Source organism: Mucilaginibacter sp. SJ (assembly GCF_028993635.1).
Taxonomy (GTDB): domain Bacteria; phylum Bacteroidota; class Bacteroidia; order Sphingobacteriales; family Sphingobacteriaceae; genus Mucilaginibacter.
Window position 1 is genome coordinate 2,455,837 of the sequence record NZ_CP118631.1, and the last position, 16,927, is coordinate 2,472,763.

The 16,927-nt window shown below is 46.3% G+C and carries 9 protein-coding genes; all 9 read right to left on the reverse strand.

Annotated features, from left to right (window positions below; translation table 11 throughout):
- Positions 1-281: 281 nt before the first annotated feature.
- From MusilaSJ_RS09800 to MusilaSJ_RS09840, 9 genes are read right to left on the reverse strand one after another with little or no spacing between them, the layout of a single operon-like run.
- Positions 282-3,626, reverse strand: coding sequence for a glycosyl hydrolase (locus MusilaSJ_RS09800; protein ID WP_274989799.1), 3,345 nt, complete (start codon positions 3,624-3,626; stop codon positions 282-284).
- A complete protein-coding gene (locus MusilaSJ_RS09805) occupies positions 3,623-6,931 on the reverse strand; it encodes a glycoside hydrolase family 2 TIM barrel-domain containing protein (protein WP_274989800.1) in 3,309 nt (1,102 codons plus the stop codon). The genes MusilaSJ_RS09800 and MusilaSJ_RS09805 overlap by 4 nt, the downstream gene beginning before the upstream one ends.
- Positions 6,928-9,075 carry an alpha-L-rhamnosidase-related protein gene (locus MusilaSJ_RS09810; RefSeq protein ID WP_274989801.1) on the reverse strand — a complete coding sequence of 716 codons (2,148 nt, stop codon included), beginning with the start codon at positions 9,073-9,075 and terminating at the stop codon, positions 6,928-6,930. Before MusilaSJ_RS09810 ends, MusilaSJ_RS09805 begins: the two co-directional genes overlap by 4 nt.
- 52 nt (positions 9,076-9,127) lie before the next feature.
- Entirely contained in the window at positions 9,128-10,717 is a 1,590-nt protein-coding gene (locus MusilaSJ_RS09815; protein ID WP_274989802.1) for a sodium:solute symporter family transporter, read from the reverse strand.
- An 8-nt stretch (positions 10,718-10,725) separates the two neighbouring features.
- Positions 10,726-11,805, reverse strand: coding sequence for a Gfo/Idh/MocA family protein (locus MusilaSJ_RS09820; protein WP_274989803.1), 1,080 nt, complete (start codon positions 11,803-11,805; stop codon positions 10,726-10,728).
- A gap of 1 nt (position 11,806) precedes the next feature.
- Positions 11,807-12,520 (reverse strand): L-rhamnose mutarotase, encoded by a 714-nt coding sequence (locus MusilaSJ_RS09825; RefSeq protein WP_274989804.1) that lies wholly within the window; start codon positions 12,518-12,520, stop codon positions 11,807-11,809.
- Complete coding sequence (locus MusilaSJ_RS09830; RefSeq protein ID WP_274989805.1) at positions 12,517-14,439, reverse strand: hypothetical protein; 1,923 nt, start codon at positions 14,437-14,439, stop codon at positions 12,517-12,519. Before MusilaSJ_RS09830 ends, MusilaSJ_RS09825 begins: the two co-directional genes overlap by 4 nt.
- 9 nt (positions 14,440-14,448) lie before the next feature.
- On the reverse strand, positions 14,449-15,333 hold the full coding sequence (locus MusilaSJ_RS09835; RefSeq protein WP_274989806.1) for a sugar phosphate isomerase/epimerase family protein: 885 nt from the start codon (positions 15,331-15,333) through the stop codon (positions 14,449-14,451).
- 3 nt (positions 15,334-15,336) lie between these two features.
- Positions 15,337-16,737, reverse strand: a complete 1,401-nt coding sequence (locus tag MusilaSJ_RS09840) for an alpha/beta hydrolase family protein (RefSeq protein ID WP_274989807.1) — start codon at positions 16,735-16,737, stop codon at positions 15,337-15,339.
- Positions 16,738-16,927 lie beyond the last annotated feature (190 nt).

A 16,927-nucleotide genomic window follows, 5' to 3' on the forward strand; every position in this document is an offset into this window, starting at 1 on the left:
TATTTCTATAATTTCAAATGCTACAAACCTTTTGCACCTCTGGTGCACCTGCCTTAAGCATATCTCAATTAACATCTGTTAATTATAAAAATCCCCCAGAGGGGGTAAAGGTTTGTAGAAATAATGTCCACCTCTTATCCGAACCCCAGAGGGGTTCAACTCACATTGATTACTCAATTGACAATAACCATTTGATTATTAATATATGGATTAACCTAAATTCGCAGCCAGCCCCTATGGGAATGCTAATAATGAGATACTTATCTATTTTTTTCATATCATTAAGGGATATAAGTGAGCAATTTCACCGGGCTTAGCAAACCAGCCGGCAAAAGCGGGCGACCTTCCAACCGGTAGGGCGCGTTTGTCCAGGTAATACGTTTATTTTCGGGTAGGGCATGATCGCCCATCAGTCGATTAGCCCAGGTGTTGGTTACTTTGATCATCAACTTATTTTCCCCGGATTTGATGGCTTTGCTCAAGTCTACCCGATAAGGATAAGTCCAGGCCGTGCCGCAATTGACGCCGTTTACATACACCTCGGCCATGTTGGCGATATTTCCCAGATCAAGATATGTTTTGCCCTTGGCTTTCCCGGTAAACTGAAACGTATGATTGTAAACCGCTGTTCCTGAATAATACTTTATACTATCGTTGGCGTTGCGCGACCAGTCTTCAGGCTGATTAAACATAACCGGCGTTGCAGGTCCTCCATATTTAGGGTCGAACTGTATTTGCCAATCTGTAAAAGTTTGTACCGTTTTAAAATGAGATGGCTTATTATTCTCGCTTTTTGCAATAGCAGAAACCTTTCTGAAAACGATAAAAGCAGAGCCATTGGCAGCCAACTCAAGCTTAATATTTGTCCGGGATGATTTACCGGTATTATGCAATTGTCTGACCTCACCGGTTAAAGGATCCCAAAGCTCAGGGTTGCGCCCCGCTGCCCTCAGTGATAAATTAATGGTACGATTTAAAGCCTGCTGATTGGAGACGAAGTAGATATCGAGATTAGCTGAACTACGATGTGTCCAGGCCAGATCCTTTGCCTGTTGATTAAGAGAATCAGTCGCCATCAGATCGCGACTTACGCCTAATTCATCAAACGTATCTTTTTGATAAGGACCGATGAGTAATTTGCCCATAGAGCTTTTGGATAAAATAGCTTTCATCCGCTCATCGCCCAATAAAATGTTAGCGCCTTCATTTACCAGTTGCTGAAGTTTTTTTACGACCTCTGCTGATAACTGCCATGGCTGCGGCGACATCTGGCTTACACCGGGTATCACCAGCATGGCATAATTTGCACCGCCGGGCAAAATGATCCTGCCATTTTTTACTGTAGCTAAACGCAGTAACGCGTCTTTGTTAAAGGAATCATAGTTATATCCTCTCAGTGGGTCTATCCAGTTCTCGGGCAGCGCCATATTGGCCGAATGACTCGCATCCTCAATCGAATTAATAATCGGCACACCTTTGTTGGCTAAGCGCTCCTTTTCCTCCTTCACACGTTCGGTGCCGAAGATCCCGGGAAGGGTATTAACCAACCTGTCGGGCAAAATGGCCCGACGTGGTGTTTCTTCGCCGGTAAAAACAGCGATATCGGCAACCGGATGCCCCTGTTGCAGCATGGCCTGGCAACGACTGATATAATCAAACCAGGCCTTGCCCGGCTCCCACCAGGTTTGATCGCGCTGGAAAAACAGGCCGATGCCGTCAAGCGTCATACCCGGTTTACGGTCAAGCCAGGGGTTATGCACACTCACATGGAAAACATAACGATTGATGCCAAGCGCAAAATTGCGGTCGGCAGCGGTTTTGAGCATGCCAGGGTGTTCGTCCCATAAAAGCCTCAACTCGGTAAAAGCCTCGGCCTGGATAATATTTTTGCCGTAGATGTGCCCGCCAGAAATGGCATCAAGCATATCATTGGGTTTATCGTGCGTAGGGCTCCTGAACCAAAACTCCCCCATCGGGATATCAGCCTTTTGATAATGCAGCATCCCATCGCTCATCATAGTTGGCGCAACACTTTCGGCGGTAAATGTGCAGCCTTTTTCATGCGCCAGCTTAGCCATTGTACCGTAGAAATTATCTACCAGTAATTCGGCTATGGTTTGCCTTACATCTACCAATACTTTTTCAGATTTTTCGGCGCTCACCATCGGCACACCTGCCATTAAAGGCAGATATGGTAACAGGTCATAATTCCTCCGCTTCTGAAATTCAGCAGCAAAAACCGGCGACCAGTTCTGGCTCCCGCACTCCCAGCTATCCACGTGAAAGATTTTTAAAACTCGTTTAGCTAAATCCGGGCCTACCTGTTTTACAGCTTCACCAAACCAGTTATCAAATTGTAGTTTAGCAGCTTGGGGATTAAACTTATCACACTCCAAACCAATCCCACCCCCACCGGTTGCATTGGTATGCCCGGTTGAAGTATGCCCGATGCGGATAATTGTCCATTTACCAGCAGGCACCTGCCAGTTCAGTTTACCATCTGCTCCTAATTTATCGGTAAGGTTGATGACCTTGCTTTTATCTACACAGAGATTAGCCGGCAGCTGGGCATTTGTTATTTGCTTGCTTAAACGCCAAACCTCACCGGTTTTACTTTCATACTGATGGATGTGTGGAGCGGCCAGCAACTCAATGCCCGATAGTTTCAGCGTGGGTTTCCATTTGGCAAAATCCAGATCCTCGGCCCCTGGCTCCGAACCTTCTTTATCATAAGTAAACCTGAAATATTTTGCCGTTGTCGGGGTTATGGCGTGTGTGATTCCCGCATCGCCATCCTGCCAGCCATGACGCGGGGGCTCCAACCTGCCCAACGAACGATAATTTTTGCCATCATCGCTCACTTCAAGCAGCAACCTTTGCGACTGGTAATTGCTTGCCGAAGTATGAATAACAAGCGAGCGACAGGTAAAGGGCTTTTCAAATTCAAGCTGCAGCCAGCAACGTTCACTACTGTTAAAGCTTTTGGTATTTCCTTTTTCCGCAATATATTGCACGTCGGCATTGGGTAAACTCGTGCTTACCTTCGGATGCTCATCATAACTGCTAATCCCTTCTCCCGGAAGCGATGGATATGCCAGTACCTCGATATCCTTATAATAGTTTTTATAATGCTTTGGAACAGGCAAAGTATCATGATAAACTTTACCGCCTTCAACCTCAACTTTTGACCACACTACTTTTTGCATGGAAAGCTCAGGCGTTATCCAGGGGCCACCGGCCAGCGCGAAACCGTCGCTATCATGCATGGCCAGTTTTACACCTATCCTGTCGGCTTCCTGCATGGTATACTTTACCATTGCCCACCACTCCGGGCTCAGCTGCTTAATTGATGGAGTAATAAACGGCGGATTAGCGGGCCCTTTGATTGGCATCAAATACGCTCCGGCTATGCCCGCCTGCTTCATGGCCTGCAAATCGGCAGTAATGCCTTCCCGGCTTACCGCGCCCTGCATCCAGTACCAAAACACCCATGGCTTTGCCGATTCAGGCGGATGTAGAAAAGCCTGCTCTAATCCATCTTTTTTTGGAGATGATTTACGCTGCTGAGCTATAACCGGCGTGAGGCAGCATAAGCATAAAGCGATTATTAACGATTGCTTCCTCATGGTTTCCTGTTGAATTTGATCTGATATGCCGTATTACCTGCCGCATCCGGTTTACCCTCATAAGGTTTCAGGTAAAAGCTGTATTGATACTTTTTGGCTGGGACCCGGTATTGCTCCAATGGCTCGGCCACTTCCGACCAGCTATCGTTACCGCCTACGCCCATCTGTATCAGATCGATATTCAACGTGATAAAACCGGCATCCTTTAGCTTGTAGGTGTGCTTCGCTTTTTGAATAATCTCTTCGGTATAAGGCCAGGCGCTCATGCTTAGCAGGCTATCCGCAGTGATCAGTAAGCCACCTGTTTTATGATGCAGCAGCATCCAGCGTACATCCGTACGGTTACCGTTTTCCTGGGGTACAACATAAGTCTCCATGAATTGGTTAATGGTTTGCGAATAAATGCCCGCTTCCGAGCCTGTACGCCTGTCGATATAGTTTTCATAAGGGCCCCGGCCATAATAATTGATATTACTATCGACCTGCGCAATCCCCATTTGCATACCAACTTTAGGGAGGTTTGGCAAACCTGGTTTAGCGTCAAAAGTATACGCAACATTCAGCAAGCCATCGCCCCGGATGGTGTAGTTCACTTGTACCGAGGCACTGTCATTAAGCATTGAATACGTGCTTATAATTACTGTCGAGCCATCTTCGGCTTTTTGGCTTGAGATCTTTTTCAAAACAGGCACCGCTTTAAACCAGGCCGCGAGTTTCTTTTCCATCTTCCAGCCACGATGATCATTATCGGTAACCGGGCGGGTAAAATGCGGCAATAACGGTGCAAATACCTGCTGATTGCCTTTGTACAGGTACGAGGTTAAAGCACCATTTGCTTTGCTGATGCCTATCTCAAAATCCTTTCCGCTGATGTGGTAGGTCTTATCATCTTCGGATAGTTTTGTTTCCGGGGATTGCTTACGGTCAGTTTTTGCAGCGGATGTTTCAAGCTTACTTAATTGAAACTGATCGCTGGCTATTTCGTAGCCTTTGCTTGCCCAAGGCTTATCTTCAACAAGGGTAAAGTGAATATCGGTCAGGTATTCGTGGTTGGGTTTTAAACCGGGCAGGTATTGTTTAATGTTGATTGTCGTATCATGCCCGGCTGCAAGGTTAATGCGAGGAATCTGTTTTTTCAGGATGATGTTGCCGTCTTCTCTTAACTGCAGGGTAATATCATAATCGGCCAGCGAAGCTACGCTGTGCCAGTTTTTGATGTGGATGGTTGCTTTATCAGCATCAACCAATTCACAAACTGCAGGCTGAAAAACATGCTTACATTCGTAAATGGCAGGCTTTGGGCGGCCATCCGACGCTACGATGCCTTTGATGGTGAAATTGTCAAAGTATCGTTCACCATAATCACCGCCATAGGCATAATACGCCTTACCTGTTGAATCATGTTTTAGTAATCCCTGGTCTTTAAACTCCCAAATAGCTCCGCCGATAACCCTTTTTGTTGATCGCCACTGATCCCAAAACTCCTTTAAGTTTCCGTTGGAGTTGCCCATCGCGTGCGAATATTCTACAAAAAATATCGGGCGGTTATTGCCATTTTGCTGATTGGCCAGCAAGGGTGCGGTATAAATGCCGGGGTACATCCGGCTTACGATATCCACATAGGGCTGATCGATTGGATTCTGCCACCTGTGCGAATGATCATTAGTTTTTGGATAGCGTGGATCTGTCGGGTCGATATAACCTTCGGCTTGTGGCGTGCCCTGTGCAGGCTCATAATGAACCGGACGGGTAATATCAAAATCATGGATCCAACCGGCCATTGCCGCGTGGTTTGGCCCTCTGCCGGCCTCATTACCCAGGCTCCAGATGATCACACTCGTGTGGTTTTTATCGCGCATCACCATACGGGTAGCCCTGTCGAGATAAGCGCCGGTCCACATGGGATCGTTGCTTAGCTTTGAACCCAGACCATGGGTTTCGAGGTTGGCTTCGTCTATCACCAGTATCCCATACTCATCGCACAGGTCATACAGGTACGGATCCATGGGATAATGACTGGTTCGGATACAGTTAAAATTGAAACGTTTGATGGTGCGCACATCATTCAGGATATCCTCACGTGATAAGGCTTTTCCTTTCACCGGATCATGATCGGGGCGGTTTACACCGTACAAATAGGTTATCTTGCCGTTTATAAGCAGCTTGCTATCCTCTTTGCTAAACTCAATGCTCCTGATCCCTACCTTACAGCTTTTAACTTCCAGCGTTTGGCCGGTGCTATCCACTAATGATAAAGTAAGCGTATACAGGTTTGGCTTTTCATCGCTCCATTTATCCGGATTTTTCAGCGTGGTTTCCAGTAAGCCGAATTTCACGTTATCCAACCTTGGATAGATCTCGTTAATGATACTCTCCACGCTCCGCTCCAAAGTTTTTTGTAATACCTCTTTATTGTTTTTGTCGAAAAGTCTTGCCTCAATTTTATAACCAGGCACAGCCTTGCCTGTCAGGTTTTCAATCCGTGGACGGATACTGAAAACAGCATCTTTATATTGCTTGTCCAATTTGACCTGCCATTGAAAATCAGCTATGCGCAATTTTGGTTCGGCCAAAAGCATTACTTCGCGGTGGATGCCGCTTATGCGCCACTGGTCCTGGTCTTCCAGGAAATAACCGTCGCTCCAGCGGATCAGTTGTACAGAGACCACGTTTTCACCCGCTTGAAGGTATGGGGTAATGTTAAACTCTGATGGCAAAAAGCTATCCTCGCCATAACCTAAAAACTTACCATTCAACCAAACCTTAAAGCCCGAACTAACCCCGCCAAAATGCAGGGTAATGTTCATATCTTTCCAATTAGCTGGCAGGGTAAATGTACGCTGATAGCTGCCAACGCCGTTATAATCCTGCGGCACATGCGGCGGGTTAACCGGGCGAAACGGATAAACCGCGCTTTTATAAATGGGCTTGTCATAACCCTGCATTTCAATGCTGGAGGGAACAATGATCTTTTTCCAGCCGCTCACCCTGTTTTTATAAAAGTCTTTTGGTGCATCGGCCGGTTTCGCGGCGTAGCTAAAATCCCAATAACCATTCAGGGACAACATTCTGCCTGATTTTTCTCTGTAGCCAGCAAGTGCGTCTTTGATACTGCTATACGAATAAGCTGTAGCACGTGCTGCATCCCGGTTAATACCGTCAACCAAGGGGTTTTCCCAGGGTTCGGCATCATAAACTGTAGGCACATTTGGTATGGGCGCAGGGGTTTTATCAACCAGTTGCGCGTAAAGCCCTGTTGATGAAAATGCTGTTAAAAGCAGGATATTAATGAGCCGTTTCATCATCTTTTTGCGCTGTAGTTTATGGTGTATTGTTTTTGTTTTTGGATGCTAAGCTCATAGGTACCATTCCCTTTTGCGGTTAATTCTCCTTCCTTGCAAACAGGTTTGGATGTGCTGGCAAACCGTAGCAGGCCTGTTCCGGTATTGCCGCTTACTTTAATTTGTTTGGTACTGCATGATACTTTGATATCTCCATCAGCGGTCGGCACGCTGCCTTCCATCCATTGTAAGCCACCCAATTTAGGCTCGATCACATATTGCTGATAGCCCGGTGCAGTTGGTTTTACGCCCAGATAATATTTACCCAGCAGGTATATCGGACTGGCGCCCCAGGCATGGCACAGGCTTTTACCAAATGGTCGCCCGTACATGGCGTAGCGGTCGGCACCTGTTTTAGCCGGATTATACTCTTCCCAAAATGACGTTGCGCCAAGGTTAAGCATCCCGCCCCAGTAATCTTTCATTTCTTTGAGCACATAACTTTGTTCGCCCATGGCGCAAAGCGCTTCAAGCTCGTAAAAGCGCATGTAAGGTGTAGTTATCTTTTGGATATTATCATTCAGCAGTACGTATTTTTTAATTTCCTGCTGTTGACCGGGGTTCAGGTAATTGAAAAATATCGAAAACATATTGGTGTAGCGGGTCACATTGTCGCTTTGCTTGCCATTAACCAGGCTGTGTACAAAAGCGTGCTTATCACTGTTCCAGTACAGGGAAAAGATCTTTGATTTTAGGTCTGCCGACAGTTTTTGGTATTGATCGTTGCCTGTTTTATCATCCATGATATTGGCGCATAAAGCCATGGTTTCCAAGCTGCGGCAAAGCAGCAATTGCTCAAAGCTTACTTCACCTTTTTTGCTGAGTTTATCGGCCCAGTCAATAAATACCCAGTCGCCAGGCAAGCCTTCCATGAGGCCATTTTTATCGCGACGCTGCAGGCAATAGTTCATCAGGCTTTGCATGCGGGGGTACATTTGCTTAATAAAACTTTTATCGCCGGTGTATTGGTAATAATCATAAATACCCATGAACCAATAAAAGGTATAATCCATAATGGTATTGATATGGCTGGTTACCGGGTCTTTACCGCGGAGTGCATACAAGGTGCGGGTTACCGTTGGCGAATCAAAGTACAGGTAATAATTCATCAGATAGCTCTGATAAGCATCGCCCGACCAGATCCACCTGTCTCTCTTGATCCCATCGATAAAAAACTCGCGGGTATTCAGGTGCAGAGTATAAGTCGAAACGTCCCAGATCTTATTGACCAAATCATCCGAACATTTGAAATTACCCCGCTGCTCAACCGGTGAGTATTCATATAGCATAGCTACATCATCTGCACTCACATTATCATCAAACAAAACATTGATGTAGCGGAATGCACGGGACCCCTCCATGGTATAATCAGCTTTTTGAGGCTGATCGATATAAATACTATCCAACAGTTCGCAAGCGCTTAGGGATAAAGCTTCTTCTTTTGATTCACCGTAGCAGAGTTTAATATTGCCCTTGCCTTTTAAGCCGATAAGCTTGGCGTAACCAAATGTTTCTTTTCCAAAATCAACCAAAATGGAATGTTCCTTCCGTTCGATTTTTTCCGGCTTATGTTCCTCTGTGGGTAGGCGGAATGCTGAGGGCAATTTATCCGCCGAGTCAAAATTCCAGTTACCCGCATTTACGTATTTGGTGGCCGATACATCCGAAGTTTTACCCGATTCATCAATCCACTCCTTATCCTCGTACGTTACCAGCCACGAGGTATCTGACACCAGTTGCTGCCCCTTAACAAATATGGCGGGGGTAGCAGCCTGGTTATAAACTTTGAGACTAAGCCTGTGCCTGCCAGCCGGCACATGAATATTTTTGGGATAGCCAGCCAGTGCCTTACCATCAAGCTTTACATTGTATTGCCCTTCAACCGCCAGTTCAACGGTTTCAGGAGAGGTAAGCGTAAAATCCTTATGAAAATCAACCAATACATAATGGCTGTCCAGTTTCCAGAATGGCGGAAAGAAAGCACCCCGCTCGGTGCGGCGGTTTTGCATCCGGTTGCTTAGCCAGACCTCATAATCGCCGGGATACCAGATCCAGGTAGCCTTTTGCGCTTTAGCCATATCGGCAAAAAACATACAGCTTAGAAGCATAATTAAAAAATGCAGCTTATTGAGTTTTATATGGGTAGATGTTTTAATCATTTTAATGTCCGTTGAAAATGAGGTATAGAGCGATCATGACTATTGTGAGAAGTACCCAGGCAATCTTCACGCGTTTCGTAGGTTTTAAAGTGCTTTTTGTTTCAGATTCCGTAGCAACGTAAACAGCAGGCGTTTTATCAAACAGCGAAATCAAAACAGCCGATATCGCCAGGAACACAAATATGAAAAACGACAGCATCAGGTAATGAGGCCAAAAGCTGTACTTATCTGGCGGCAATATCCACAGGTACACCACACCGGTACCCAGGCTAAAAGCCGAACCCGCAGAAAGAATTATATTTACAGCTTTTCGGGTAGTCCGTTTCCAATAAACCGTAAGCAGGAAAACCACAGCCAAAGGCGGCGCGATAAAGCCCAATACAGACTGGAACACATCAAATAGATTAAGGCCTTTAATGCCGTCGATAGCCAGCGCCACGCCTATGGCAAACAGGCAGCCACCAATTACCGTGTATCGCCCTATACGGATAAGATCTTTATTGGTAGCATTGGGATTGATCTTTTCGGCATAGATATCCATAGTGAACACCGTGCTTAATGAGTTTAAGGACGAGCCGACGGTACCTATCAAAACGGCTATCAATACTACAATGACTAACCCATTCATGCCCGGCGGGAAAAGATTGGTGACCATAGTCATGTAAGCTAACGCCGGGTCGCTCAGATGCGGAAACAGGATGAAACATAATATACCGGTGAGGATAAACAAGGGCAGCGATAATATTTTGAGCCAGCCAATAAAGTTAACGCCAAGTTGCCCCTGCTCCAGGTTTTTGGCGCCCAATACCGATTGCACCATGGCCTGATCTGTACAGAAAAAAGCCACGGCCGATACCGGGTAGCCCAATAAAATAGCATACCATGGATATTTGACATCGCTTGCCGGATGGATGAGGTTCCAGTAATTCGCAGGCGTTTGATGAAAAACTGCTGATAACCCACCGGCCTTGCTTACACCTAAAACGGTTAAAGTTAGCGATACGCCGATGAGCAGCAGCATCTGGAAAACATTCACTTTGGCAATTGCCTTTAAGCCACCGGTAAACGCGAACAAGCCAGCGAACGATACCAGCACAATGACCGATTGCCACATGGGGATGCCCAATATCTGCCTGACTAAAAACCCACCTGCAAACAAACCTAAGGAGAGCCATGAGATGAGCATTTTGATGAGCGCATACCAGGCCAGGATATTACGGGTTGAATCGCCATACCTATTACCCATAAACTCGGGCATGGTTGATACTTTGGCCGCTATGTATTTAGGCGCAAAAACCAGGGCCAGCAGCATCAGGAAAACAAAGGCATACCAGTCGAAATTGACAGCAACAATACCTGTACTGTAACCGATACTGGCAAAAGCCAGCAGCATGGATGGTCCCACATTGGTACCCCACATGTTAAATCCAATACTCGCCCAGTCCAATGATTTATTGGCGAGAAAAAGTGTTTCGTCACTTTTATTTTTATTGCTAAAGCTGGCGCGGAACCCGATTATCATCAAAATAACCAGGTACACGGCAACCACCGAATAATCAAGCAGCGTGAGGCGCGATACGATATTGCTCATGCCCAGGATCATGCGCTTAACTCGGTTACGGTTAAATTAAACTCGGTCAGGATCTCATCAACCTTTACGGGTGTGCCGCTTTGTAATGAACGATCCATAGCCTGAAGCAGGGCGATAGTGCCAATACCTTCTTTAATATCGGGGTAGGCGGTATAGCCTTCGGTGATGCTATCGGCAAAGTACTCGAGGTAATTTTGGTATTCACCGGCATGGTGGCTTTTGCCTTCAAACCTAAAGTAGTGTTTCAGCTTATGTTCCCAGGTAATGATGCGTTCTTCGCCGGTATTATCAGTAATGGCATAACGCAAATCCATATAATCGCCCTGGCTGCAGCCCTCGGTTCCGCGTAAAATACAGCTCATCTCGCTGTCGCGGGTAACGGGTTGCACCGGACCGGTATAACAACCGCTTACACGTGCTATCCGGCCATCTTTCGCTTTGAAAATAAAGTGCATGGTATCCGGATTCTTCAAACCGCCTTTGGCGCCGTTAGCACTCAACATCCCGTAACCCATTACCTCTTCAATCTCCGGCAAATACCAGCGAATAAAATCAACCGGGTGACTTAAGCCACCGTACAACCATTTAAAAGCCTGCTGCAACGACCACGGTTTCTCTAAAAACCAGCGATGATCGGCATGGTAATAAGCTTCAACCGTAATCAAATCCCCTATTAAACCAGCCTCGTAATCTTTACGCTGCTTTTTCATCGGCTCAAAAAAACGTGAGCTTTGGCCTACAAATACTTTTTTGCCGCTTTGCTCAACCAGTTCGAGCAGTTCGGCAGCTTTGCTTAGGTCATCAATAAAAGGTTTGGTGCATACCACATGTTTGCCATGCAGCAGAGCCTGTTTAACGTGTTCGGCATGCAAGTGATCGGGGGTATAAATGGCAATAATATCTATTTCGGCATCATTGAGCATGTCCTGATAGCTGGTAGTGTAGTTATGAAAGTTAAACTCCTCTGCGCGATGTTTGCACATTTCAATATTCATATCGCATACCATTTTCAGTTCAAGCTTATCGCTTTTCAATACTGCCGACATGGTGCTACGTCCTTCGCCTAATCCTAATATTCCTATTTTCATTTTATAATGATCTTTTAATGTCGCTATTGTCCGTTACCTGTTTAAAAAATACCCATACCTCTCCCTTACGAGTGCCGGGAACACCTTCCTGGTATTTCTTCATCAACCTGTTCCAATCGTTTACCCGCGGGTTATTTTCGATGGTTTTAGGATTGAGATCCTCAAGTTTTTTTCCTTTCGGGATACTGATCACCAGCATCAGGCGGCGCCCGTTCCTGAATACAAGCAATTGCTGAAAACCGGCGTTACAGAACCCTTTAGAAACCTCGGGCCAGTTTTTAAACTGTGTGGCGTGATAATCGATATATTCCTGCTGCAGGTGTTCGTCGGCAACAAGATTTGCCGTTAGTATGATGTTATCCCATCGTTTAGCAGTGCCTTTGCCACCACAACGAAGCCTGCGGTTGAAATCATAAAACGGGTTACTGTAAACGGCAACCTGGCACGAGGGGTATGCTACCTGCGCACTTTTTTGTATAGATGCCGTATTTAAATGCTTGCCATAAACAATGAGATGGTTACCCCAACTGTAAACCGCCGAAGCCGGTAATCCCTGCTTGCGGGCAATATTCCATAAAGCTGTATAATCGAGTTCCTTACCCTGTACCCCCGTTACTTCGACTATGTCATAAGGGTTTGGAGCTGCTTTTACGTTACCTGCCAGCAACAGTAAAACCGCCGTGAACCAAATTATATATGCTTTTGATATTTTCATTCTGTTTTATGATTAATAGGCGAATTGTCCAGGTTTAGCTTTCGATATTGAAACAGATAGCTATAAGGCCGTTCTATCCCTGCAGATTGCTTTACAGCTGCATCAACCTGTGGACCGTTATTTTCCCATACATTGCCGGGACCATTGGCATTTTTCAAGAATTTGTCTGCCGGGCACCAGTTGTTCTTTAGGGTGATGTATGATGATCCCTCGTCGGTATACAGGTAAAACCAATGCTGTGGATCATGCGCGTAAGGCGCTTTGTAAATGCTATCCACATAGTTATCACTGATAACCGAACCGGGCTGTGCCGATAGGGTGTAGATGCCCGCCACATCATACATATTGCGGGCGTAATGGTGGATTTTATTAGCGATGATGTGATTATCGCTCATGGCGTTAACGGTCTTTGTCCAGCCCCAGCCCATGCTGATGCCGGTGTAGTTTACATCGCAAACCTCGTTATGTGTTATGCTGATGCCTTTAACATAGCCCGCGCCAATGCCTACGCTACCCCAGTCTTCGTTAGTAGCGTCAGTGATTAAATTATTGGTGATGGTATCATAGGTGCAGATCTCCCGTTTATCGGCTGGGTTGTAAGGCAGGTGCACCTCCTGTGCTTCGTCGGAGTACACACCGTCCAATACCGCGGTGCCGCCGATATCTTTAAACAGGCTGCCTTTAACTGCATCATGGTGTGTGCCGCGCTGAAAATCCAAGCCGGTTGAGGCCATGTGTTCAAAACCGCAAGCATTAAAGGTAATGTGCGAAGCGTAAGCCACCTCAACAGCAGCCTTTGGCCGGCCTACCCATGCCTGGTTTTCCAGCCCTTTTTTATCCGGCGTACCGGGAATTTTAAGCTTGTAAGCATCCAGCATATACATGCCAGCCTGATGCGGAACCAAGCCTTCTTTTGATGGCCGAAGCCAGCTGCTATGCTCAAAACTGATATTTTTAAAGCCGATATAATTAACCGGGTTATCAATGGAGCCCTGCATTTTAACCAATGTTTCCAATTGCGGAACGGTTACGGTATCCGTTTGCAGATCTTCGCCCTTACGGGGGATGTAGTAAATTTTGTTAGTCTTACGATCATGATACCACTCGCCGGGTTTGTTTAAAAAGCTGATAGCATTGCTGAGATAAAAAGCCGAGTTACCTGTTTTTTTGGAAAGCCAGGGTGCAGGCCAGGGGTGCTCTGACTGGATACGGCTTTCGGGCTGATAAAATGATAAGCGGGCGCTATCGCCCATCACTTTAACAGCCTTAACCCGCAAAATGGCGATGGCCCACCACTGGTGAATAAACATCTCCATACCCTTAAAATGAGCGGTATCCGCCGAGGCCGACCATGGAATTACGCAGGATTGCGTTTTATGATCCCAGGAAAGGATGCGGTTCATCAAGGGGGCTTCTGTATCGCGGGCGCGCGTGGCCTTTTCATTGTTCACCCAAAGCTGCCTGAATTGCAAAGGTTCATCGCCCATAACGAGGCCGTCGGCAACCCAAACTTTACCTTTGGCATCCGAAGGCAGGCCAGGAACTGCAGTATTGACTTTTCGCCAACCACTTACTTTAATACCACCACTTAAAATAGTTTTACCTATGCCCTCACCTTCGATAATAGTCGGGCTATCGGCAGTACCTGAATCTTCCGGGCGGATAAATAATGGTTCATCTAATCTGTAAATTCCGGCCGCGACTTTGATATAAATGCCACCTTTTATTGATGCATCGTTCAACCTCCTCAATTCACGGGCTTTCCTGATGGCCATAGCTATGGTGGCCAGTGGTTGCTCATGTGTACCTGCATCATTATCAGAACCTGCAGGTGATACCCAGATTTCGGCCGCAAAGAGGCTATCTGTCAAAATAACATTTAACAGGAAGATCAAAAAAACTATGCGGCGGATATTCATTTACGTTAATTACTTAGCCTGAAAAATTGATTTTACGTATGAGGTATTGGCGCTGAAATTCCACTTAACGTTCCGTGGGTCTTTAGCATCGCGCGAGCGTTCAATCACCAGCCAGCCTGTCCAACCCATTTTATCTAAAGTGGCTTTTACATGCTCCATGTTGATTTTAGGATCATTTTGCAGCCAAACGCCATCATCGTTAGTACAGTGGATCTGAATGATGTATTTTTTACCCAATATCTGAAGCTCCTTATCCAGGTCGCGACCGTTTCTGATGGCGTTTTCAAAATTGAAATAGCTTTTGATGGCCGGCGAACCTATATCTTTCAATAGTTGCAGCTCGCCTTTGGCATCCAGCGCAGTTTCAATACCAATCACCACACCGGCCTTTTCGGCTATTTTGCCAACCTCCTTCAGACGGGAAACTATAGCCGGACGCAGTTCAGGAAACTTCACCAGGTCACCTTTTATCCCCATCGGCAAAAAACCCACTTTAACGCCCATTTTGTTCATGGTATTGATACAATCGGTAGCCGCTTTAATCGCGGTTGGCCGTTCGGCAAATGATTGGGCGAAGAAACCGGTCATACCCATCGAAGGGATTTCGAGGTTCAGTTCTTTCGCCTTGCTCAAAAACACTTTTCTGATCGAATCATTGGCCAGCTGGTTATCAAAAGTTTCCCGGTCACCAAGGCCGCCCATATCAACTTCAACCCCATCCGCCCCGATGTCTTTAGCCAGCTGAAAAGCGCCCAGCTTTTGCCGTTTAAGGATCATCAAATCAACCACCGCAACTTTATAGCGTTGCTTTGAAGTAGTTTGCGCAACCGCTGGCGAACCAAGGGCACACATCATTAATCCAATCCAAAAACCTGATATCAACCTGTATTTCATAACTTATTTTTTTGTTGCCTGTGCAAATACTTTCTCTAACTGATCAAACCCTTTTATGGCATTGGCAGGGAGTTTTTCGCCCTTATCTCCAAATACATACATAGCAGACTCACTTTCGATGGTGACCTTTTTATCATCGAAATTGCCGCTGCTGTCTTTAATCTTATTAAGATCTAACCGAAAATTTTTTGCCACGAAAGCGTATAATGCAGCTCTTTTCGACGAACCGAAATCATGCCCCTCATTAGGCAAATGCACATTCTCGACTTTGTCAGCAACTCCGTAGTAGCCGTACATTTTTTGGAGGTAAGGAAAATCATGTTCTGGCATATTGGCTGTCCAGTCCTGCCCGTCGGAGATCAGGAGCTGAGGTCGGGGTGCTGCCATGGCCGCCAGTTCTACATTGTCGGTTCCGTTGCCGCATTGATGGATAGGCATGCCGCTTTCGCAAGGGCATCCCCCATAAAAATAAGATGACACCGACACCACCGGCGCGCTCAGCTTGATCCGATCATCAACGGCGGTCATCAAAACTGTATGGCTTCCCCCGCCTGATCCGCCGCTGATGCCAACGCGTTCGGGATCGGTTTCTTTAAGTGAAAGCACATAATCCAATATCCGGATGGCGCCAAGTGCCTGGATAGTTTGCGCCAGGCTGCGGCGATGATCCTCATCCTTAAATTGCAGCAGGGATTCGCCCCAGGCAAAAAGATCATAACTGTAAGCCATCGCCCCCATCCGCGCCAGCGATGCACAACGGATCTGGCAATCGGCACGGTAACGCTGGTGCTCCCAATGTCCGTCTGGACTTAGTATCACAGGGATCTTGCCTTTTATTTTGGATGGTTTGTACAGCGAGCCATTGATGTACAAGCCGGGCAAAATTTCAATAGCGATATTCTCGACTGTGTAACCCTCAAAAGTCCTTTTTGGCGTGATGATTGGTTTTGAAGCAGGTTTAGCAGGCAGAGGTAATAACTCCAAAGCTTTGTAGAGCTCCGGTTTTAATATGGCCTTGCGTTGCTCCCAGGTGTCACGGTCATGATATTGGGCGGCTATCCTGTCAAGCTCCTTCCAGCCGTCGCTTACCGACCAGCGGAAGTATTCGTACTCTTTTAACTTATACCTGCCGGGAGCTTCTTTATTCACTTTCAAATCAAGCGGGGTAAGAATATTAGCCAGCGTAGTATCCACATTGGGCCTGAAACGCCATTGCGCGTAGTTAACCCATTTACCATCAACCTGGGTGGCGGTGTATTTGATCTTTACATGGTATTTATCCTGCACCTCATCAAGTACCTCCTTCAGGGTTTTCCTGTACATGGCATCGGTAGTTTGCTGCGCATGAGTGTCAAAACTTATTGCTGTAAAGCAGATTACCAGTGTATGGATCAGTTTTTTCATTGTTCTATTTTTTGTAGAGACGCATCACATGCGTCTCCCGTGTACCAGTCATATTCGCTTATCCTAAAGGAGACGCATGTGACGCGTCTCTACATACCGTATTTTCACCGTCCCATCAGGGTCTCTCGCAGAGGACCCTGATGTATACGCCATGCAAATTCACTCTTCACACAGGGCTGTCACCCTGAGC

Coding starts and splice junctions, on each gene's coding strand:
- MusilaSJ_RS09800 (WP_274989799.1), bottom strand. CDS start 3,626: ATGAGGAAGCAATCGTTAATAATCGCTTTATGCTTATGCTGCCTCACG.
- MusilaSJ_RS09805 (WP_274989800.1), bottom strand. CDS start 6,931: ATGATGAAACGGCTCATTAATATCCTGCTTTTAACAGCATTTTCATCA.
- MusilaSJ_RS09810 (WP_274989801.1), bottom strand. CDS start 9,075: ATGCTTCTAAGCTGTATGTTTTTTGCCGATATGGCTAAAGCGCAAAAG.
- MusilaSJ_RS09815 (WP_274989802.1), bottom strand. CDS start 10,717: ATGAGCAATATCGTATCGCGCCTCACGCTGCTTGATTATTCGGTGGTT.
- MusilaSJ_RS09820 (WP_274989803.1), bottom strand. CDS start 11,805: ATGAAAATAGGAATATTAGGATTAGGCGAAGGACGTAGCACCATGTCG.
- MusilaSJ_RS09825 (WP_274989804.1), bottom strand. CDS start 12,520: ATGAAAATATCAAAAGCATATATAATTTGGTTCACGGCGGTTTTACTG.
- MusilaSJ_RS09830 (WP_274989805.1), bottom strand. CDS start 14,439: ATGAATATCCGCCGCATAGTTTTTTTGATCTTCCTGTTAAATGTTATT.
- MusilaSJ_RS09835 (WP_274989806.1), bottom strand. CDS start 15,333: ATGAAATACAGGTTGATATCAGGTTTTTGGATTGGATTAATGATGTGT.
- MusilaSJ_RS09840 (WP_274989807.1), bottom strand. CDS start 16,737: ATGAAAAAACTGATCCATACACTGGTAATCTGCTTTACAGCAATAAGT.